Genomic DNA, 18861 nt, shown 5'->3' on the forward strand with positions numbered 1-18861 from the left:
GGAGCGTTTCGCCATGCCCGATCAGTCTCAAGCGGCGACACCGAAGGTCGCCAACTTCAACAGCATTCCGGTGGTCGACATCGCCGGTCTGTTCAGCACCGACATCGCCCACCGACAGGCCGTGGCCAACGAACTGGGCAAAGCCGCACGTGAAGTGGGCTTTCTGTACGTCAAGAATCACGGCATCGAACAAGCGTTGATCGACGGGTTGCGCCAGGCCGCCAAGGACCTGTTCGCTCAGTCACTCGAGTACAAGATGCAGCATTACATCGGCACCTCGCGCAGCCACAAAGGCTTCGTGCCCGAGGGCGAAGAGGTCTATGCCAAAGGCAAGCCGGATCACAAGGAAGCCTTCGACATCGGCTTCGAGGTGGGTGACGAAGACCCGCTGGTGATCGCCAAAACGCCGTTGATCGGTGCCAACGAATGGCCCGACCTGCCGGGTTTTCGTCCGGCGGTGGAAGCGTATTACGCCGCCGTATTTGCGCTGGGTCGTCGCCTGTTCGACGGCTTCGCACTGGCTTTGGGCCTGGAAGAAGGCTATTTCGAGGCGATGGTCACCCGTCCGCCGTCCAAGCTGCGCCTGATCCACTACCCCTTCGATGGCGCCGCGCAGGATGCGCCCGGTATTGGTGCACACACCGATTACGAGTGCTTCACCATGCTGCTGGCCGACAAACCCGGCCTTGAGGTGATGAACGATCTGGGCCAATGGATCGATGCCCCTCCGGTGGAAGGCGCATTCGTGGTCAACATCGGCGACATGCTGGAGGTCATGACCGCTGGTACGTTCGTTGCTACGGCTCACCGGGTACGCACCGTCAGCGAAGAGCGTTATTCATTCCCGTTGTTCTTCGCCTGCGATTTCCACACCCAGATCAAGCCGCTTCCGCAGTTTGACAATGGCAGCAAGGAATACGAAGCGATCACCATCGGCGAACACATGTTCGGCCAGGCCCTGCAGACGTATCAGTACCTGCGGCGCAAGGTCGAGAGCGGCGAGCTCAAGCTGTACGAGAAGGCGCGCAAGCCATCGAGCTTCGGCCACTTGAAGAACCAGGCACAGGACGCGTCCTGATGCTCGAGAAGATGTCCAAACACACCGTGCCTTACCTTCCTGACGTGGAGTCACCGACGATGCGCAACACTGTGAACACTGCTGTCCGCTTGACCGTTCTTGCCGCCGCCGTGCTCGGCGCCACTTTTGCCCACGCCGCCACCGTCACGCCTGGCCAGTTCAAGGTCGGGATGGAAATCACCTATCCACCGTTCGAATCCTATGACGAGAAGAAAAACGTCGTCGGTTCCGACCCGGACCTGTCGCGCCTGCTGGCCAAGCACATGGACCTGAAGGCCGAATTCGTCGACACCAAGTTTTCCAGCCTGATCCTGAGCCTGAACGCCGGTCACTACGACGCCATTATCTCGGGCATGTACATCACGCCTGAGCGTCAGACCCAGGCCCAGACCATCGCATATGCCAAGACGGGCGCGGCGATCATGGTCCTCAAAGACAGCACGATTAAACCCAAGGTGCCAGAAGACCTCTGCGGCCTAAAGGTCGGCCTGGAAAAAGGTACCACGTGGGTCGCCCAGTTCAACAAGCTGTCCACCGAGTACTGCGTGCCGAACAACAAGGGCGCGATCTCGGTCAGCGAATTCCCGTCGGCCCCTGAAGTGACCCAGGCGCTGCTGTCCGGCAACGTTCAGGCGCAAGTGGAAATCGACGGCGCTGCGGGCATGATCGCCGAACGCACCAAAGGCCGTGTGGTGGTGAGTACCGAGCACTCGATCTACCAGCAGACTCTGGGCATCTACGTGAAGAAGGGTAACGACGAGCTGTATCAGGCGCTGCTCAAGGCCTTCGACGAAACCAAGAAATCCGGTGAGTACGCAGCGCTGCTGAAAAAGTACAACCTGGAAGAGCCGGGTAACTGAGTGAATGATGGGCGTTCTGACTCGACGCCCATTCCTGTAGGAGCGTGGCTTGTCCCGCGATCGGCTGCGAAGCAGTCGTAAGATCAGCCAGCGCCGTATGACTGACACACCGCGTTCATCGGATTTACGACGACTATGTCGCCGATCGCGGGACAAGCCACGCTCCTACAGGGGACCGCGTTGATAGAGGTTTGCCGCAGGGTTTCGCCCCGCTGAGGTATGTGTATGCAATTCGAATGGTCCTACTTTTTTTCTCTGTTTTCGGTCTCGGACTTCTGGGAATCGTGCATCACCGTGATCGAGCTCAGTGCGCTGGGCTGGTTCATCGGCATGTTGCTGGGTTTCCTGCTGGCCTCGGCCAAGCTCTCGACCGCGCGCTGGATCAGCGTGCCTGCGTCGATTTATATCTGGTTCTTCCGTAGCGTCCCGCTGCTGGTGCTGGTGGTGTTCACCTACAACCTGCCGCAGATGTTCCCGATCACCCGTGATGTGCTGTCCAACCCCTTCTACTCCGGCCTGCTCGCGCTGGTCGTCACGGAAGCGGCGTACATGGCCGAGATCCACCGTGGCGGTCTGATTTCGGTCGCCAAAGGGCAGAAGGAAGCGGGCCGTGCGCTCGGCGTCGGGCTGATTGGCATGCAGCGTCTGATCGTGATTCCTCAGGCGTTTCGTATCTCGCTCCCGACCCTGATCAACGAATACATCACCGTCGTCAAACTCACCTCGCTGGTGTCGGTGATCTCGCTGACCGAACTGCTTACAGTCGGCCAGCGCCTCTACGCGCAGAACTTTTTGGTCATGGAAACGCTGTCCGCCGTGGCCGTGTACTACGTGATGATCGTCACCGTGTTCGGCTGGCTGTTTCACTGGCTTGAGCAGCACCTGGAACTGAACAACCGCAAGCCACAAACCCTGGATGACACCGCGTTGACCCGCTTGCGCGCAACGCTCGTGGCGCAGCCTTCCACTGCTCAGCGTGCCGAGTCAGGCCCTGGCTCGGCGCCCGCCCTGCAACTGCTCAACATCCACAAAAGCTACGGTCAGCATGAAGTGCTCAAAGGCATCAATCTGGACGTCAACGTGGGCCAGGTGATTTCCATCATTGGTCCGTCTGGCTCGGGCAAGACCTCGCTGATCCGCACCGTGAACAGCCTGGAAAGCATCGACAAGGGCGAGATCATTCTCTTCGGCGAAGGCTTTATTCACGCTGGCGACAGCCCGAACGCACCGCAGATTCGTCGGGGTGTGCAGCGCATCGGCATGGTGTTCCAGAACTTCAACCTGTTCCCCCATCGCACCATCCTCGACAACGTGACGCTCGCACCTCGCTACCACGGGCGCGACAAAGCCATCAGCGAACAGCGCGGCTATGCCCTGCTCGACAAGGTCGGCCTGCTGGCGCACGCGCAGAAATACCCGCATCAATTGTCCGGTGGCCAGCAGCAACGCGTCGCCATCGCCCGGGCATTGGCGATGGACCCTCAGATCATGCTGTTCGACGAACCGACCTCGGCCCTTGACCCGGAGCTGGTCGGCGATGTGCTCAAGGTGATCGGCGATCTGGCGAAAGAAGGCATGACCATGCTGATCGTCACCCACGAAATGGACTTCGCGCTGTCGATTTCCGACCGGGTCATCTTCATGGAAAACGGCGTGGTACAGGTCGACGCTTCGCCACAGACCATCCTCGCCGATCAATGTGGCGATCGTGTGCGCAAATTCATGGGGCTCGATCATGGGGTCACTCAGCAGGAGCCGGTGCGCAAAGAAGCCTGAGCGGCTATCGTGAAGCGACCATCACAGTCGCTTCACGCCGCTCGGGAGTCAGAAATGGACCGTTATCAACCGCTCAATTGCGATCTCTACGACTACGTCGAAATCGCCTGCATGCATGGCTATCGATTGAAGGTGGAACTGGTCGACGGCCAGACCTTCGAAGGCAAACCCCTCACCACCCGCACCGCGCCGAGCAAAGAGGAATTCCTGCAATTCGCCGATGGCATTGAGGACGTGCGACTGGATCAACTGGCCGCCATCACCCCGCTCGATGAAGGCGCCAGTTTCGGTCGAGTGGAGTTGGGGAATTCGTTCTGCGCGACGTGAGTGACCGAGTCACGTCCAGACACCTTATCCCTGTGGAAGCGAATTCATTCGCGATTGGCCGGCACAGGCAAACCATCTTCAGCGCCAGGAAAATCTATCGCGAATGAATTCGCTCCCACAGACAGGACTGCATCGGTTTAAAACCATGTGGCAACATCGACGGTCGTGCCTCACAACTCCAGCATCAACCCGCTCAGGCGTTTGACCTTGCGACGCAGCGCCTCTTCGAACACGCCCTGACGCGGCTCGATCAGGCTGAACCAGTGCTTGGCCCGCGTGATGCCGGTGTAGATCAACTCCTTGGTCAACACCGGATTGAGCGCTTCGGGCAGGATCAACGCCGTGTGCGCGAACTCCGAGCCCTGTGATTTGTGCACGGTCATGGCGTACACCGTCTCCACATCATTGAGTCGGCTTGGCAACACAAAACGCACCCCGCCGCTGCCGTCATTGCGCGGGAACGCGACACGCAGGGCCTGGCGGTTTTCCTCAGGCGTACCCTCCGGCAACCGCAGGGCAATGCCGATGTCGCCGTTCATCAACCCCAGGCCGTAATCGTTGCGGGTCATCAAGACCGGGCGGCCTTCGTACCATTGCTGATCGCTCTCGATCAGTTGCGCGGCGAACAGCGTCTGAGTCATGCGCTGGTTCAGGCCTTCGACGCCCCACGGCCCTTTGCGCACGGCACACAGCAGCTGGAATTCATCGAACGCGTTCAACACTTCTCGCGCCCACTCGACGCACCGTGGATCGTCAATGGACATCACATCCTGCGGCCGGCGCGCCCGCATCACGCCGAGGTAATGCCGGTAGCCTTGAGGCCCGTTGCCGTGGCCGTCGAGCACAAGGCGCGACAAGGCACGGTCCTGCTCGCCCTTGAGCGACAACGCAAACAGGTCCGGATACGTACGCGCCGCCAACAACTCACGCGCTTCCCGATCCTGCTGCTGGTTGACCAACTTCGCCAGCTGACCAATGCCGCTGCCGGCCACGAAGCGTCGGGAATGACGCAGCATCACCACCTGCTGCGCCAGCGCATGCTTGACGTTATCGCCCGGCTGCAAACCGCTCTTGCTCAAGTCCTCACCGCTGACCGACTCGAGCCAGGCCTGGGTCTGCGGGCTGTACATCCCCGCCTCCGCATCACGGCACAGATCACCCAGCACGGCACCGGCTTCCACTGACGCCAGTTGGTCCTTGTCGCCGAGCAGCACCATGCGCGCATGGGGCGGCAGGGCATCCAGCAGATTGGCCATCATTTCCAGGTCGATCATCGAGGCTTCGTCCACCACCAATACATCGAGCGGCAACGGATTCCCCGCGTGATGACGGAAATGCCGCGTGCCCGGACGACTGCCCAGCAGGCGGTGCACGGTGGTCACTTCACTGGGGATTTTCTGGCGCACGTCCTCAGGCACCTGCAGCGATTGCACTTGGTGACTGATGGATTCGGTCAGCCTCGCTGCGGCTTTACCCGTGGGTGCCGCCAGCCGAATACGCAGCGGTTTACCGCGCTCGACCGCAGGTGATTGCAGCAGCGCCAACAGGCGCACCACCGTGGTGGTTTTCCCCGTGCCCGGTCCGCCGGTGATGATGCTGAACGCACCGCGTGTTGCCAGTGCACAGGCAAGCTTTTGCCAATCGATCAACGCATCGGGGGCGGCGCTGGCCGGACCGAACAGCGCCTCCAGCCGCTCTGCCAGATCACTTGGGGCTGCCTCGACCTGCGACAGCCGGCGATGCAGTGCGGCATCGATGCTGCGCTCGTAGGTCCAGTAACGACGCAGGTACAGGCGTCGGTCCGACAACACCAAGGGCTTCTCGGCCGCCACAGCGCTGTTGTCGCCTGCCTGGGCAACCAGCGTGCTGTCTGCCAGCGCCTTGCACCAGGTCGCGCCGTCCAGCGCCTTGAGCAACGCCGAGGGCAGCAACATCGGGGTCGACAACAGATCGCCCTCCGGTGGCAGCGACAGGGCGAAGTCCGGTTCTTTCAGGGTCTCATAGAAGTCGAGACACACGTGGCCGTGACCGAGCTGATGGCTGGTCAGCGCGGCCGCGAGCAATACCAGCGAGTCAGCGGTGGGATCAAGATCGGCCAGAAACCCGACGAAGGCCTTGTCCAGTGCACGCAACCAGCCGCGCTCGACCCAACGTTCGAGCAGCAACAGCAGATCGTCCACACGGCTCAGGGGCTTGAGCTCGGCGAGGCTTTCGGCGTCCAGCGGCGTAGGGAGTAAATGAGCAAAGGTGCGATTCATGCGAGCTCTCCTGACGGCGCTTCTTCCTCGATCAACGGACGGCCCTGGAACAGCAAATCAAGACTTTCGATCAGCGCGCGAGGCGGACGGGTGAACCACGCGCCCTGGCTCGCTGCGCGACTGCCACGCACGAACAGATATACCGCACCGCCCATGTGCCGGTCGTAGTCATAATCAACCAGACGCGCCTTGAGCTGGCGATGCAACGCCAGCAGGTAAAGCACGTATTGCAGGTCGTAGCGGTTATCCAGAATTGCGTTTTCCATCGCTTGCTCGGTGTAGGCATCGTCGTCGACACCCAGCCAGTTGGATTTGTAATCGGCCACGTAATAGCGACCTTCATGCTCGAACGTCAGGTCGATAAAACCCTTGAACATGCCATTGAGCGAAACGGTTTCCGCGGCGGCTCGCGGCGCGCCGTTGTGCGTGTAGCGACGCACCAGCGCGTCCATTTGCGCCACGTCGACTCTGGAACAGGCGAACCAGAACTCCATCTCGACGCGGTACTGGTTCGGTTGATCCAGTGCGCTCAAGGCAACCGGTGGAACGTCAGCGCCGAGGCGTAACGGCATGACCAGCAGATGCCGAAGCCAGTCCGTCAGGGTGTTGATCCAGCCTTTCCAGTCACGTCGGTTGCAGCGCTGGGCAACGACTTTTTCCAGCGCCTGCGGGTGTCCCGATGCCAGCGCGAAGCCCTTTTCTCCCGCCCATTCCAGCAAACCGTGAAGGAAGGTGCCGGGATTCGGCCCACGTGGAAACCGATGGATATCACCGCCACTGGCCATGACTTCACGAGGCGCTTCAGGGTCCAGGCGTTCATCGTCAAACAGCTTTTGAGCTTGCGGACTGTCGGGCGACTGATCGCCGCTGTCAGTGATCGTGTCACCAATGCGCAGCGCGCTGTAGGAGGCGATCCACCAGTTTTCCCGGGCGCTGCGCCGTGGCATGCGCGGCTTGCTCAACGCAGCTTCGCTGCGGGGTGCGGTGAACAATTCGTCCCCCGCGTGCGGCAAAGGCTCGACGGCCAGCGCAGACGCGCCGTTCGCCAGTTGTGTCAGCCAATCAGATAAAGTGCCATCGGCCCCTACCGGCAAGCCACCGCCCAGCAGATACCCCAGCGCCGAGCGATGCAACACGGACGCTTTGTTGCGGCCACGCTTGAGGTCGGCAACGCCCAGCCAGCAAGCATGTCGCGCGCGCGTCACCGCCACGTAAAACAGACGCAAATCTTCGGCCAGACGCTCATCGTCAGATTGCTCTATCAATGCTGTCGTTGCGTTGAGACTAATCTGCGCATTGCCTTCGGCGTCATGAAAGTGCAACGGCAGCCTGCTGCCATCGACAGGTTTGAACGAGCAAATGAAGGGCAAGAAAACCAGTGGATATTCCAGTCCTTTAGACTTGTGGATGGTCACCACTTTGACCAGTTGTTCATCACTTTCCAGGCGCACGATCTGCTCATCGCCCGCCTGGCCTGACAACGCCAGATGCTCCCCCAAGTGACGGATCAATGCCTGTTCGCCGTCCAGCTCTGCGGCCGCTTGCTGCATCAGTTCCGAGAGATGCAGCAAATTGGTCAGCGCCCGTTCGCCATCGCTGCGGCACATGAGTCGCTGGGGAAGCTTGAAGTCGTGTAGCAGCCGTCGCAGCATCGGCAGCACACCCTGTGTTCGCCAGACTCGCCGGTACTCCCGAAACTGCATGACCCGTTGCTCCCAGGCCAGCTCATCAAGGTTCAACCGCTCCAGCTCGCTCAAGGGCAGGGCCAACGTAATGCTGGCCAAGGCGGCACGCAGCATGCGCTCCGAATCAGGCTCGGCACAGGCCTTGAGCCACGCAAGAACATCATGAGCTTCACGGGCAGCGAATACCGAGTCCTTGTCGGAAAGGTACATGCTGCGTACGCCCCGTCGTGACAGTTGATTACGAATCGCCTGAGCTTCATGACCGTCGCGGACCAGAACCGCTATATCCGCAGGCAACAGGCCCAACAGCGGTTCATCCGACTTGGCAAAGCCCGCTCGGCTCTGCTGACCAGCATTGAGCAACCGCACGATCTCGCTGGCACACGCAGCTGCCATCTGTTCGCGATAGACCTCCGCAGACACCGGTTCGTCAGTCTCCAGGTGCCATACGTTTAATGCCGCCAGTGCTGACCCATCGACCTCCAGCCGCTCCTTACGACCTTGCGCAGCCACTCGCAAGAACGGCACAGGATTATCGCCCCCACGCCTGAACAGGAAGGCCCCCTGGCCAGCAGCCCGAACTTCCGCACGCTCAAACACATGATTGACCGCCTCGACCATCGCTTCGCTAGAGCGAAAGTTGGTGCCGAGCGTATGCAAACGCCCTTGGGTTGCGTGCCGGGCGCGCAGATAGGTGTAGATGTCCGCCCCCCGAAAGGCGTAGATGGCTTGTTTGGGATCGCCAATCAAAAAGAGGCCAGTGCTAGGGTCATTGGCGTGCAGACGATAAATGCTGTCGAAGATTCGGTACTGCACAGGGTCGGTGTCTTGAAATTCGTCAATCAGGGCAACCGGAAATTGTTCGCGAATCAGCGTTGCCAGACGCTCACCGCCCGCGCTGCACAGTGCCGCATCAAGGCGTAACAACATGTCATCAAAACCCATTTCCGCGCGACGCCGCTTTTCTTCCTCGAAGCGGACGCTCACCCACTGCGCAGCATGTTCGAGCGCTGCGGCATCGGGGGTCGGCAAACTTTCCAGTGCGTCCTTAAGGATCAGCATTGCGTCGAAGGCGGGGTGCGACGGAGGAGCGTCGTGCCAGGCATCAGCCACTCCGTCCGGCGTCAATCGTGTGAAACCCGCACCAATATCAAGCGCCTCTTGTGCGGGGTCATTCGCCCAAGCGGTGATTTTTTCGAACCATGCGGTGTAGTTCGCCGCACGTAACTTGTTACCGTGAACAGCTTTACGCTGGGTGGCATCCTGGCAAATGGCAAGCAGTTCTCCCACCCACTTGCGCCACGGCGACTTCAGGGCCTCAAGCGCCTCAAGGCGCTGCTCGATAGCATGCTCAATCAACTCGTCCAGCGACTCGGTCTGCAGTGGCCTTTCGGTGCCGAACAAACTGCGCACTTTGGGCAGCAAAGCGTCAGGCCCGCGCCAGTTTTCGCGAATCCAGTTCAGCGTGTCACCACTGAGGGGGTAGCAGAACTTGCGCCAATAGTCGCGCAAGACCTCACTGAGCAGGTCGCCGTGGTCGGTTTCCAGCGTTTGAGTGAACAGGCTGCCGCTGTCGAACGCGTGTTCACGCAACATACGCTGACACCATGCATGAATAGTCGAAACTGCGGCTTCGTCCATCCACTGAGCAGCGATGTCCAACCGACTTGCGCATGCGTGCCACTGCTCACGGGCAAACTCATTGCGCAGGTCTGCAATCAATCCGTCAGGCGCCGCGATTTCCTCCCGGAAGAAACGCGCAGCCTCGGCCAAGCGCGAGCGAATACGGTCGCGAAGCTCTTGGGTGGCGGCCTCGGTAAATGTCACCACGAGTATCTGTGGGGGCAGCAGCTCCCGCCCGAAACCTGACAGCTCGCTGCCGTGACCCAGCACCAGCCGCAAGTACAGCGCCGAAATGGTGAAGGTCTTGCCGGTCCCGGCGCTGGCCTCGATCAACTGACTGCCCTTGAGCGGAAAACTCAGCGCCAGAGGCTGTTGTAGGGTGCTCATGCTTCAGCCTCCTTGCGGGTTATTGACTGCCAAGGCGCTTCCAGCAGCGGTTTGTAAAGCAAATCGCACCAGTGGAAAAACTCACCACTTTCAGTCAGTGCGCTGAAATCAGGATACTGCCGAGCGAGAGCGGTCTCCTCGCGCTCACCTTTATGTGTGAAATCGTCACCCTCATACGCCTTGACCGGATCAGCCTTTTCCAGCGCGGCGAATGCGGTCCTCAATGCCACAGGCAACGGCTTTTGCATGCCTTGTTGGTATGCCTGGAGCATCGTAATCAAGATCTCACTGGCAACAGGCGTTTCCAGCGGAGGCAACAATAGCGTCTGATCCTTGGCGACCATGGCACTGGTCAAGCGCAGACCGCATGCGCATGCCACCACATGGGTGACCCAAGGTTTGACCAGCCGATGCCATTTGCGGGATCTTCCAGCGGCGATCGTGTTGGGAATTGTCGTGACACTCAGCAATCCCCCGTCACTGTCTTGGCACACGCCCTCCAGCCAGTCACTGACGCCGGAATCGTCATGCACGAAGCTCAGCGACAAGGCACTGTTCAGGGGCTGCGGCCAGCGCTCGCGCAGCTCAATGTATCGCTGAAGCACTTCAGGCAATGGATCGATCAACTCACGCTGTAACGCCGTGCCAAAACCAGCCATGGGTAGCAAACCGCTTGACTGCAAGCGAGCTGCCTGTGCGTGCATCGCCTCGTCAACATCATCCAAATGGGTCAGCGCAGCCTGCAGAAGACTGTCGCTGGCTTGATAAAGCTGCAGTTGATCCAGCACGAAGGGCTCCTCTTGCGCCAACGGCTGCTCTGCTGCTTCAAAGAATATTTTCAACCGCTGGCTGAAGAAATACTTCACCGGACTGCGCAGGAAATCCTGCAGCTGTTTGAGGCTGAGCATTTCACTGCTGCTGTGCGCTTCCAGATCTTTTTCGAGCTCGGCGAGTGGGGCCGTCTCATGCAGAGCCTGCCACTCATGAGCAAAGCTGAAGAACTCCAGACTCTCCTGAAAATACTTCGCACTGAAAGGCTGCAACGGGTGCTCGAGCGTGAGCTTGTGCAGCAGCTGTTGGCCAGGGTCGCGCTTTTTTTCGTCTTCTGGCTCAACGGCGTCAGCGAGCCGCCAACCGCTGGACAGGTGATCGCGTAGCTGACCGATCAGCACAGACGCGGGACGCTCGGAGTTGTCACGAATGCTGCGCCCGACCCAACTGATGTACAGCTGATCACGCGCGGAAAGCAGCGCTTCGAGCAACAGGTAGCGATCGTCCTCACGACGAGAACGATCACCGGGACGGTAATCGCTGCCCATCAAGTCGAAATCCAGCGGCGGCTGCGCGCGCGGATAATCGCCGTCATTCATGCCCAACAAGCAGACGAGCTTGAAGGGAATCGCACGCATCGGCATCAGCGTGCAGAAGTTGACTGAACCCGCCAGAAATCGCTGCGAGAGACGTCCTTGGTCCAGTCCGGCGAGCCAGGCTTCGCGGACAACCGTCAGTGGCAGCTCGTCAAGCAAGCCCACCTTCTCGCAAGTTTCCAGCCAGGTTTCACGCAGCGTTTCCAGCTGACCCAAGAGGTAATCATCGTGCTCGCTTTCTGCGGCAAAGAACAACTGCATGAGCGCCTGCAGACGCGTGCCCCATACCGGTGGCGTAGCGGGTTGCGAGAGTTCGTTGTGAGCGATCTGCAGCGCATCGATCAACGCAACCAGTGGACCGATCAGCGCAGCATCCAGCCCACCGATCTCGTCGTAGGGCTCAATGCCCTCATAGGCAATGCCTGCACCCACCGCGTAACCGAGGAGCATGCGGCGTAAACCGAAATGCCAGCTGTTCTGCTCCAGCGCCTCCGGCAGCCCCAGCCCTTCTCGCTGCTTGGCATTGAGCCCCCAACGCACACCTGCACCTTCGATCCAGCGATGCAGGGTGGGCAGGTCGCGCTCATTAATCCCAAATCGGGCACGCAACGCCGGAACGTCCAGAAGGTCGAGGATTTCACTGACTGGAAAACGGCTGTCTGGAATCTTCAGCAGATGTTCGACAGCGATCAATAAAGGATCGCGGCCACGCTGACCCTGGTCGGCCAGCGTGAACGGGATGAAGCGACGATCATCACGATCCAGTTGACCAAACACGGCGCGAATGTGAGGCGCGTAGCTGTCGATGTCCGGGACCATGACGATGACATCCCGCGGACGCAGATCCGGATCCTTGCTAAATCGTGCGAGCAATTGATCGTGCAGCACTTCCACTTCGCGTTGCGCGCTGTGGGCGACATGGAAGCGGATTGATCGATCTGTCTTGGTATCCACCGCCGGCCATCGTTCGCGGGTCTCTCCGAGGGGGCGCAATTCGAGGATGTCGTCCTGCAATTGATTGAGGATCGTGTGCGGGTCGCTTTCGCTGAACAGATCGATCCGGCCGTCGCGGAAAATAGCGCGATAACTGTTGGGGTCGTCGTGGCTGTCGAGCAAATTGATGTAATCGCGCCCCTGCTTGCCCCACGCGGCAAGCAGCGGGTGCGCATGCTGATGCAAGGCGTCCGGATTCAGCACAACGGGCATGCCGGCCTTGCGCGATTGACGCTTGTATTCGTGGCGCAGCAAATCTTTATCCGCGACGATGTCGGCCCAGTGATGGCGACACGGATTGTGCACACACAACAGCACCTGGCTGAAGCGAGCCAGTCCTGCGAGGGCTTCCAATGCTTGCGCCGGGAGCGAGGAGATGCCGAATACGATGACCCGCGCCGGCAGTCCGACAGGGGCCTCGGTCAGGCTGTTGATACACTCGATATAGCGCTGATGGACACCGGCACGACTCTGGGCCATGCCTTCGGCACCGACGTCATGCAGCAGCGCACGCCATAACTCGGCCTGCCAGCAGTTCTCAGCCTTGAGGGGTTTGATTTCCCCTCGGACGTTCCTCAGTTGATGCCTGCCAGCGGCCCAGTCTTCCAGCCAGTCAGCGCGATAGACCTGATATTGGTCAAACAGGTCCGCCAAACGCTCGGACAGTTGATAGCGTTTGCGCAGATCCGCGTCGGCCGTTAGAAAGCGCTGAAGAGGTTCGAAGTGGGGCAGGTCGATGAGCGCGGGCAGCAGCCGCATCAGGCGCCAAGTCAGCGGGGCCTTATCGAGCAGCGAGGTTTCCGGAATCTCATCCTTACCCAGCACCGCACGATAAAGCTGCCACATAAAACTGCCGGGAAGCTGTACATCGATCGCAGCAGCGATACCGCACCCGCCCAGGTCGTCCTCCTGCGCATCCTCAGCCAAGGCAAGCTTTAACCACTGAGCGATGCCATTGCTCTGCACCAGAGCCACTTCATTCTCCAGCGGTGTAAGCGGATAGCGCCGCATCCACGACACGACAAGGCTGCGCAGCTCATCCAGGCGATTGCCATGAACCACCATGAACCCGGGATTGAGATGGGATGTCACCGGCATAGCTGCTTCCTTGGCGTTTGAAGAGGGAGAAGACTAACAGAGGGCGTCGCGCTGTTGCAGTTCGGCCTTTTCCGGGCGCAAAAACAAAACCCCATCTGCTTTCGCAAATGGGGTTTTGGAATTTAATCTTGACGATGACCTACTCTCACATGGGGAAACCCCACACTACCATCGGCGATGCATCGTTTCACTGCTGAGTTCGGGATGGGATCAGGTGGTTCCAACGCTCTATGGTCGTCAAGAAATTCGGGTACTGACTCGTGACCGTAAGGCCTCGCTTCAGCAAATCGGGTATGTGATCAGGTGTCTTGCCTGTGTCCTGCAAACTTTCGGTGCGTGTCGTCTTCACAGTCACCGCAATCTGTGCTCATCGAGTCGCAGATTGCTTGGGTGTTATATGGTCAAGCCTCACGGGCAATTAGTATTGGTTAGCTCAACGCCTCACAGCGCTTACACACCCAACCTATCAACGTCGTAGTCTTCGACGGCCCTTCAGGGAACTCAAGGTTCCAGTGAGATCTCATCTTGAGGCAAGTTTCCCGCTTAGATGCTTTCAGCGGTTATCTTTTCCGAACATAGCTACCCGGCAATGCCACTGGCGTGACAACCGGAACACCAGAGGTTCGTCCACTCCGGTCCTCTCGTACTAGGAGCAGCCCCTCTCAAATCTCAAACGTCCACGGCAGATAGGGACCGAACTGTCTCACGACGTTCTAAACCCAGCTCGCGTACCACTTTAAATGGCGAACAGCCATACCCTTGGGACCGGCTTCAGCCCCAGGATGTGATGAGCCGACATCGAGGTGCCAAACACCGCCGTCGATATGAACTCTTGGGCGGTATCAGCCTGTTATCCCCGGAGTACCTTTTATCCGTTGAGCGATGGCCCTTCCATACAGAACCACCGGATCACTAAGACCTACTTTCGTACCTGCTCGACGTGTCTGTCTCGCAGTCAAGCGCGCTTTTGCCTTTATACTCTACGACCGATTTCCGACCGGTCTGAGCGCACCTTCGTACTCCTCCGTTACTCTTTAGGAGGAGACCGCCCCAGTCAAACTACCCACCATACACTGTCCTCGATCCGGATAACGGACCTGAGTTAGAACCTCAAAGTTGCCAGGGTGGTATTTCAAGGATGGCTCCACGCGAACTGGCGTCCACGCTTCAAAGCCTCCCACCTATCCTACACAAGCAAATTCAAAGTCCAGTGCAAAGCTATAGTAAAGGTTCACGGGGTCTTTCCGTCTAGCCGCGGATACACTGCATCTTCACAGCGATTTCAATTTCACTGAGTCTCGGGTGGAGACAGCGCCGCCATCGTTACGCCATTCGTGCAGGTCGGAACTTACCCGACAAGGAATTTCGCTACCTTAGGACCGTTATAGTTACGGCCGCCGTTTACCGGGGCTTCGATCAAGAGCTTCGCGTTAGCTAACCCCATCAATTAACCTTCCGGCACCGGGCAGGCGTCACACCCTATACGTCCACTTTCGTGTTTGCAGAGTGCTGTGTTTTTAATAAACAGTCGCAGCGGCCTGGTATCTTCGACCGGCATGAGCTTACGGAGCAAGTCCTTCACCCTCACCGGCGCACCTTCTCCCGAAGTTACGGTGCCATTTTGCCTAGTTCCTTCACCCGAGTTCTCTCAAGCGCCTTGGTATTCTCTACCCAACCACCTGTGTCGGTTTGGGGTACGGTTCCTGGTTACCTGAAGCTTAGAAGCTTTTCTTGGAAGCATGGCATCAACCACTTCGTGTTCTAAAGAACACTCGTCATCAGCTCTCGGCCTTAGAATCCCGGATTTACCTAAGATTCCAGCCTACCACCTTAAACCTGGACAACCAACGCCAGGCTGGCCTAGCCTTCTCCGTCCCTCCATCGCAATAACCAGAAGTACAGGAATATTAACCTGTTTTCCATCGACTACGCTTTTCAGCCTCGCCTTAGGGACCGACTAACCCTGCGTCGATTAACGTTGCGCAGGAAACCTTGGTCTTTCGGCGTGGGTGTTTTTCACACCCATTGTCGTTACTCATGTCAGCATTCGCACTTCTGATACCTCCAGCAAGCTTCTCAACTCACCTTCACAGGCTTACAGAACGCTCCTCTACCGCATCATCAAAAGATGATACCCGTAGCTTCGGTGCATGGTTTGAGCCCCGTTACATCTTCCGCGCAGGCCGACTCGACTAGTGAGCTATTACGCTTTCTTTAAAGGGTGGCTGCTTCTAAGCCAACCTCCTAGCTGTCTAAGCCTTCCCACATCGTTTCCCACTTAACCATGACTTTGGGACCTTAGCTGACGGTCTGGGTTGTTTCCCTTTTCACGACGGACGTTAGCACCCGCCGTGTGTCTCCCATGCTCGGCACTTGTAGGTATTCGGAGTTTGCATCGGTTTGGTAAGTCGGGATGACCCCCTAGCCGAAACAGTGCTCTACCCCCTACAGTGATACATGAGGCGCTACCTAAATAGCTTTCGAGGAGAACCAGCTATCTCCGAGCTTGATTAGCCTTTCACTCCGATCCACAGGTCATCCGCTAACTTTTCAACGGTAGTCGGTTCGGTCCTCCAGTCAGTGTTACCTAACCTTCAACCTGCCCATGGATAGATCGCCCGGTTTCGGGTCTATTCCCAGCGACTAGACGCCCTATTAAGACTCGCTTTCGCTACGCCTCCCCTATTCGGTTAAGCTCGCCACTGAAAATAAGTCGCTGACCCATTATACAAAAGGTACGCAGTCACCCAACAAAGTGGGCTCCCACTGCTTGTACGCATACGGTTTCAGGATCTATTTCACTCCGCTCTCCGCGGTTCTTTTCGCCTTTCCCTCACGGTACTGGTTCACTATCGGTCAGTCAGTAGTATTTAGCCTTGGAGGATGGTCCCCCCATGTTCAGACAAGGTTTCTCGTGCCCCGTCCTACTCGATTTCATTGACAAGAGATTTTCGCGTACAGGGCTATCACCCACTATGGCCGCACTTTCCAGAGCGTTCCGCTAATCTCAAATCAACTTAAGGGCTGGTCCCCGTTCGCTCGCCACTACTAAGGGAATCTCGGTTGATTTCTTTTCCTCAGGGTACTTAGATGTTTCAGTTCCCCTGGTTCGCCTCTTACGCCTATGTATTCAGCGTAAGATAACTGTCTTATGACAGCTGGGTTCCCCCATTCAGACATCTCCGGATCACAGTCTGTTTGCCGACTCCCCGAAGCTTTTCGCAGGCTACCACGTCTTTCATCGCCTCTGACTGCCAAGGCATCCACCGTATGCGCTTCTTCACTTGACCATATAACCCCAAGCAATCTGGTTATACTGTGAAGACGACATTCGCCGAAAGTTTGCATTTCACAAACTTTACCTTAGCCTGAATGAACACCAGTGAAAGTGCCATCCAGTCTATCTTTCTATCACATACCCAAATTTTTAAAGAACGATTCTGACAAAGATCAGAAATCAACATTTAGCCTTCAACCGAAGGAAATGCTCATTTCTAAGCTTTCGCGGACAACTGCCTGTACCCAACTACTGCGGTAATGGTGGAGCCAAGCGGGATCGAACCGCTGACCTCCTGCGTGCAAGGCAGGCGCTCTCCCAGCTGAGCTATGGCCCCGTATCGCTACAGGGTGCACCGGTAATTGGTGGGTCTGGGCAGATTCGAACTGCCGACCTCACCCTTATCAGGGGTGCGCTCTAACCAACTGAGCTACAGACCCAATCGTCTTCTTCAATGAATCAAGCAATTCGTGTGGGAACTTGCGAAGAAGCTGAGTCTTCGATTAAGGAGGTGATCCAGCCGCAGGTTCCCCTACGGCTACCTTGTTACGACTTCACCCCAGTCATGAATCACACCGTGGTAACCGTCCCCCCGAAGGTTAGACTAGCTACTTCTGGTGCAACCCACTCCCATGGTGTGACGGGCGGTGTGTACAAGGCCCGGGAACGTATTCACCGCGACATTCTGATTCGCGATTACTAGCGATTCCGACTTCACGCAGTCGAGTTGCAGACTGCGATCCGGACTACGATCGGTTTTGTGGGATTAGCTCCACCTCGCGGCTTGGCAACCCTCTGTACCGACCATTGTAGCACGTGTGTAGCCCAGGCCGTAAGGGCCATGATGACTTGACGTCATCCCCACCTTCCTCCGGTTTGTCACCGGCAGTCTCCTTAGAGTGCCCACCATAACGTGCTGGTAACTAAGGACAAGGGTTGCGCTCGTTACGGGACTTAACCCAACATCTCACGACACGAGCTGACGACAGCCATGCAGCACCTGTCTCAATGTTCCCGAAGGCACCCATCCATCTCTGGAAAGTTCATTGGATGTCAAGGCCTGGTAAGGTTCTTCGCGTTGCTTCGAATTAAACCACATGCTCCACCGCTTGTGCGGGCCCCCGTCAATTCATTTGAGTTTTAACCTTGCGGCCGTACTCCCCAGGCGGTCAACTTAATGCGTTAGCTGCGCCACTAAGAGTTCAAGACTCCCAACGGCTAGTTGACATCGTTTACGGCGTGGACTACCAGGGTATCTAATCCTGTTTGCTCCCCACGCTTTCGCACCTCAGTGTCAGTATGAGCCCAGGTGGTCGCCTTCGCCACTGGTGTTCCTTCCTATATCTACGCATTTCACCGCTACACAGGAAATTCCACCACCCTCTGCCCTACTCTAGCTTGCCAGTTTTGGATGCAGTTCCCAGGTTGAGCCCGGGGATTTCACATTCAACTTAACAAACCACCTACGCGCGCTTTACGCCCAGTAATTCCGATTAACGCTTGCACCCTCTGTATTACCGCGGCTGCTGGCACAGAGTTAGCCGGTGCTTATTCTGTCGGTAACGTCAAAACACTAACGTATTAGGTTAATGCCCTTCCTCCCAACTTAAAGTGCTTTACAATCCGAAGACCTTCTTCACACACGCGGCATGGCTGGATCAGGCTTTCGCCCATTGTCCAATATTCCCCACTGCTGCCTCCCGTAGGAGTCTGGACCGTGTCTCAGTTCCAGTGTGACTGATCATCCTCTCAGACCAGTTACGGATCGTCGCCTTGGTGAGCCATTACCTCACCAACTAGCTAATCCGACCTAGGCTCATCTGATAGCGTGAGGTCCGAAGATCCCCCACTTTCTCCCGTAGGACGTATGCGGTATTAGCGTCCCTTTCGAGACGTTGTCCCCCACTACCAGGCAGATTCCTAGGCATTACTCACCCGTCCGCCGCTGAATCAGGGAGCAAGCTCCCTTCATCCGCTCGACTTGCATGTGTTAGGCCTGCCGCCAGCGTTCAATCTGAGCCATGATCAAACTCTTCAGTTCAATACTGCAATTAGGTTTTGAGAAAACCTTATAAACTTGGCTCAGCAATCGTTGGTTAAACCATGATTTCTCGTGGAGCAACATGCGATGC

Annotated in this window: 7 protein-coding genes, 2 tRNA genes and 3 rRNA genes; 4 read left to right on the top strand and 8 right to left on the bottom strand. The window is 57.8% G+C overall.

Features of this window, described 5'->3' with window-relative positions; genetic code table 11:
- The first annotated feature begins 13 nt into the window (after positions 1–13).
- From AB4N84_RS05790 to AB4N84_RS05805, 4 genes are all read left to right on the top strand, one after another.
- Entirely contained in the window at positions 14–1078 is a 1065-nt protein-coding gene (locus AB4N84_RS05790; protein WP_074756133.1) for an isopenicillin N synthase family dioxygenase, read from the top strand.
- A gap of 59 nt (positions 1079–1137) precedes the next feature.
- Positions 1138–1938, top strand: coding sequence for an ABC transporter substrate-binding protein (locus AB4N84_RS05795; RefSeq protein ID WP_074756178.1), 801 nt, complete (start codon positions 1138–1140; stop codon positions 1936–1938).
- Positions 1939–2163: 225 nt separating this feature from the next.
- Positions 2164–3714, top strand: a complete 1551-nt coding sequence (locus tag AB4N84_RS05800) for an amino acid ABC transporter permease/ATP-binding protein (RefSeq protein ID WP_460045563.1) — start codon at positions 2164–2166, stop codon at positions 3712–3714.
- Positions 3715–3768: 54 nt separating this feature from the next.
- The gene (locus AB4N84_RS05805; protein ID WP_074756137.1) at positions 3769–4041 is read left to right on the top strand and encodes a Rho-binding antiterminator; all 273 of its coding nucleotides are present in this window, start codon (positions 3769–3771) and stop codon (positions 4039–4041) included.
- Between the two features lie 170 nt (positions 4042–4211).
- On the opposite strand, the gene recD is transcribed toward AB4N84_RS05805, so the two are convergent.
- The 8 genes from recD to AB4N84_RS05845 all read right to left on the bottom strand — a co-directional run bounded on the left by recD (position 4212) and on the right by AB4N84_RS05845 (position 18770).
- Complete coding sequence (gene recD, locus AB4N84_RS05810) at positions 4212–6299, bottom strand: exodeoxyribonuclease V subunit alpha (protein WP_460045565.1); 2088 nt, start codon at positions 6297–6299, stop codon at positions 4212–4214.
- Positions 6296–9994 carry an exodeoxyribonuclease V subunit beta gene (recB, locus tag AB4N84_RS05815; RefSeq protein WP_460045566.1) on the bottom strand — a complete coding sequence of 1233 codons (3699 nt, stop codon included), beginning with the start codon at positions 9992–9994 and terminating at the stop codon, positions 6296–6298. Before recB ends, recD begins: the two co-directional genes overlap by 4 nt.
- The gene (gene recC / locus AB4N84_RS05820; RefSeq protein ID WP_460045568.1) at positions 9991–13452 is read right to left on the bottom strand and encodes an exodeoxyribonuclease V subunit gamma; all 3462 of its coding nucleotides are present in this window, start codon (positions 13450–13452) and stop codon (positions 9991–9993) included. Before recC ends, recB begins: the two co-directional genes overlap by 4 nt.
- 126 nt (positions 13453–13578) lie before the next feature.
- Positions 13579–13694: ribosomal RNA gene (gene rrf, locus AB4N84_RS05825) — 5S ribosomal RNA — on the bottom strand.
- Positions 13695–13849: 155 nt separating this feature from the next.
- A 23S ribosomal RNA gene (locus AB4N84_RS05830) occupies positions 13850–16742 on the bottom strand.
- Positions 16743–16990: 248 nt separating this feature from the next.
- Positions 16991–17066, bottom strand: a tRNA-Ala gene (locus AB4N84_RS05835).
- Positions 17067–17092: 26 nt separating this feature from the next.
- Positions 17093–17169, bottom strand: a tRNA-Ile gene (locus AB4N84_RS05840).
- Positions 17170–17233: 64 nt separating this feature from the next.
- Positions 17234–18770: ribosomal RNA gene (locus AB4N84_RS05845) — 16S ribosomal RNA — on the bottom strand.
- Together the 16S, 23S and 5S rRNA genes with 2 tRNA genes alongside form the textbook arrangement of a ribosomal RNA operon.
- Between the last annotated feature and the right edge of the window lie 91 nt (positions 18771–18861).

It is taken from the genome of Pseudomonas sp. S2_H01 (assembly GCF_054668305.1).

Coding starts and splice junctions, on each gene's coding strand:
- AB4N84_RS05790 (WP_074756133.1), top strand. CDS start 14: ATGCCCGATCAGTCTCAAGCGGCGACACCGAAGGTCGCCAACTTCAAC.
- AB4N84_RS05795 (WP_074756178.1), top strand. CDS start 1,138: ATGCGCAACACTGTGAACACTGCTGTCCGCTTGACCGTTCTTGCCGCC.
- AB4N84_RS05800 (WP_460045563.1), top strand. CDS start 2,164: ATGCAATTCGAATGGTCCTACTTTTTTTCTCTGTTTTCGGTCTCGGAC.
- AB4N84_RS05805 (WP_074756137.1), top strand. CDS start 3,769: ATGGACCGTTATCAACCGCTCAATTGCGATCTCTACGACTACGTCGAA.
- recD (WP_460045565.1), bottom strand. CDS start 6,299: ATGAATCGCACCTTTGCTCATTTACTCCCTACGCCGCTGGACGCCGAA.
- recB (WP_460045566.1), bottom strand. CDS start 9,994: ATGAGCACCCTACAACAGCCTCTGGCGCTGAGTTTTCCGCTCAAGGGC.
- recC (WP_460045568.1), bottom strand. CDS start 13,452: ATGCCGGTGACATCCCATCTCAATCCCGGGTTCATGGTGGTTCATGGC.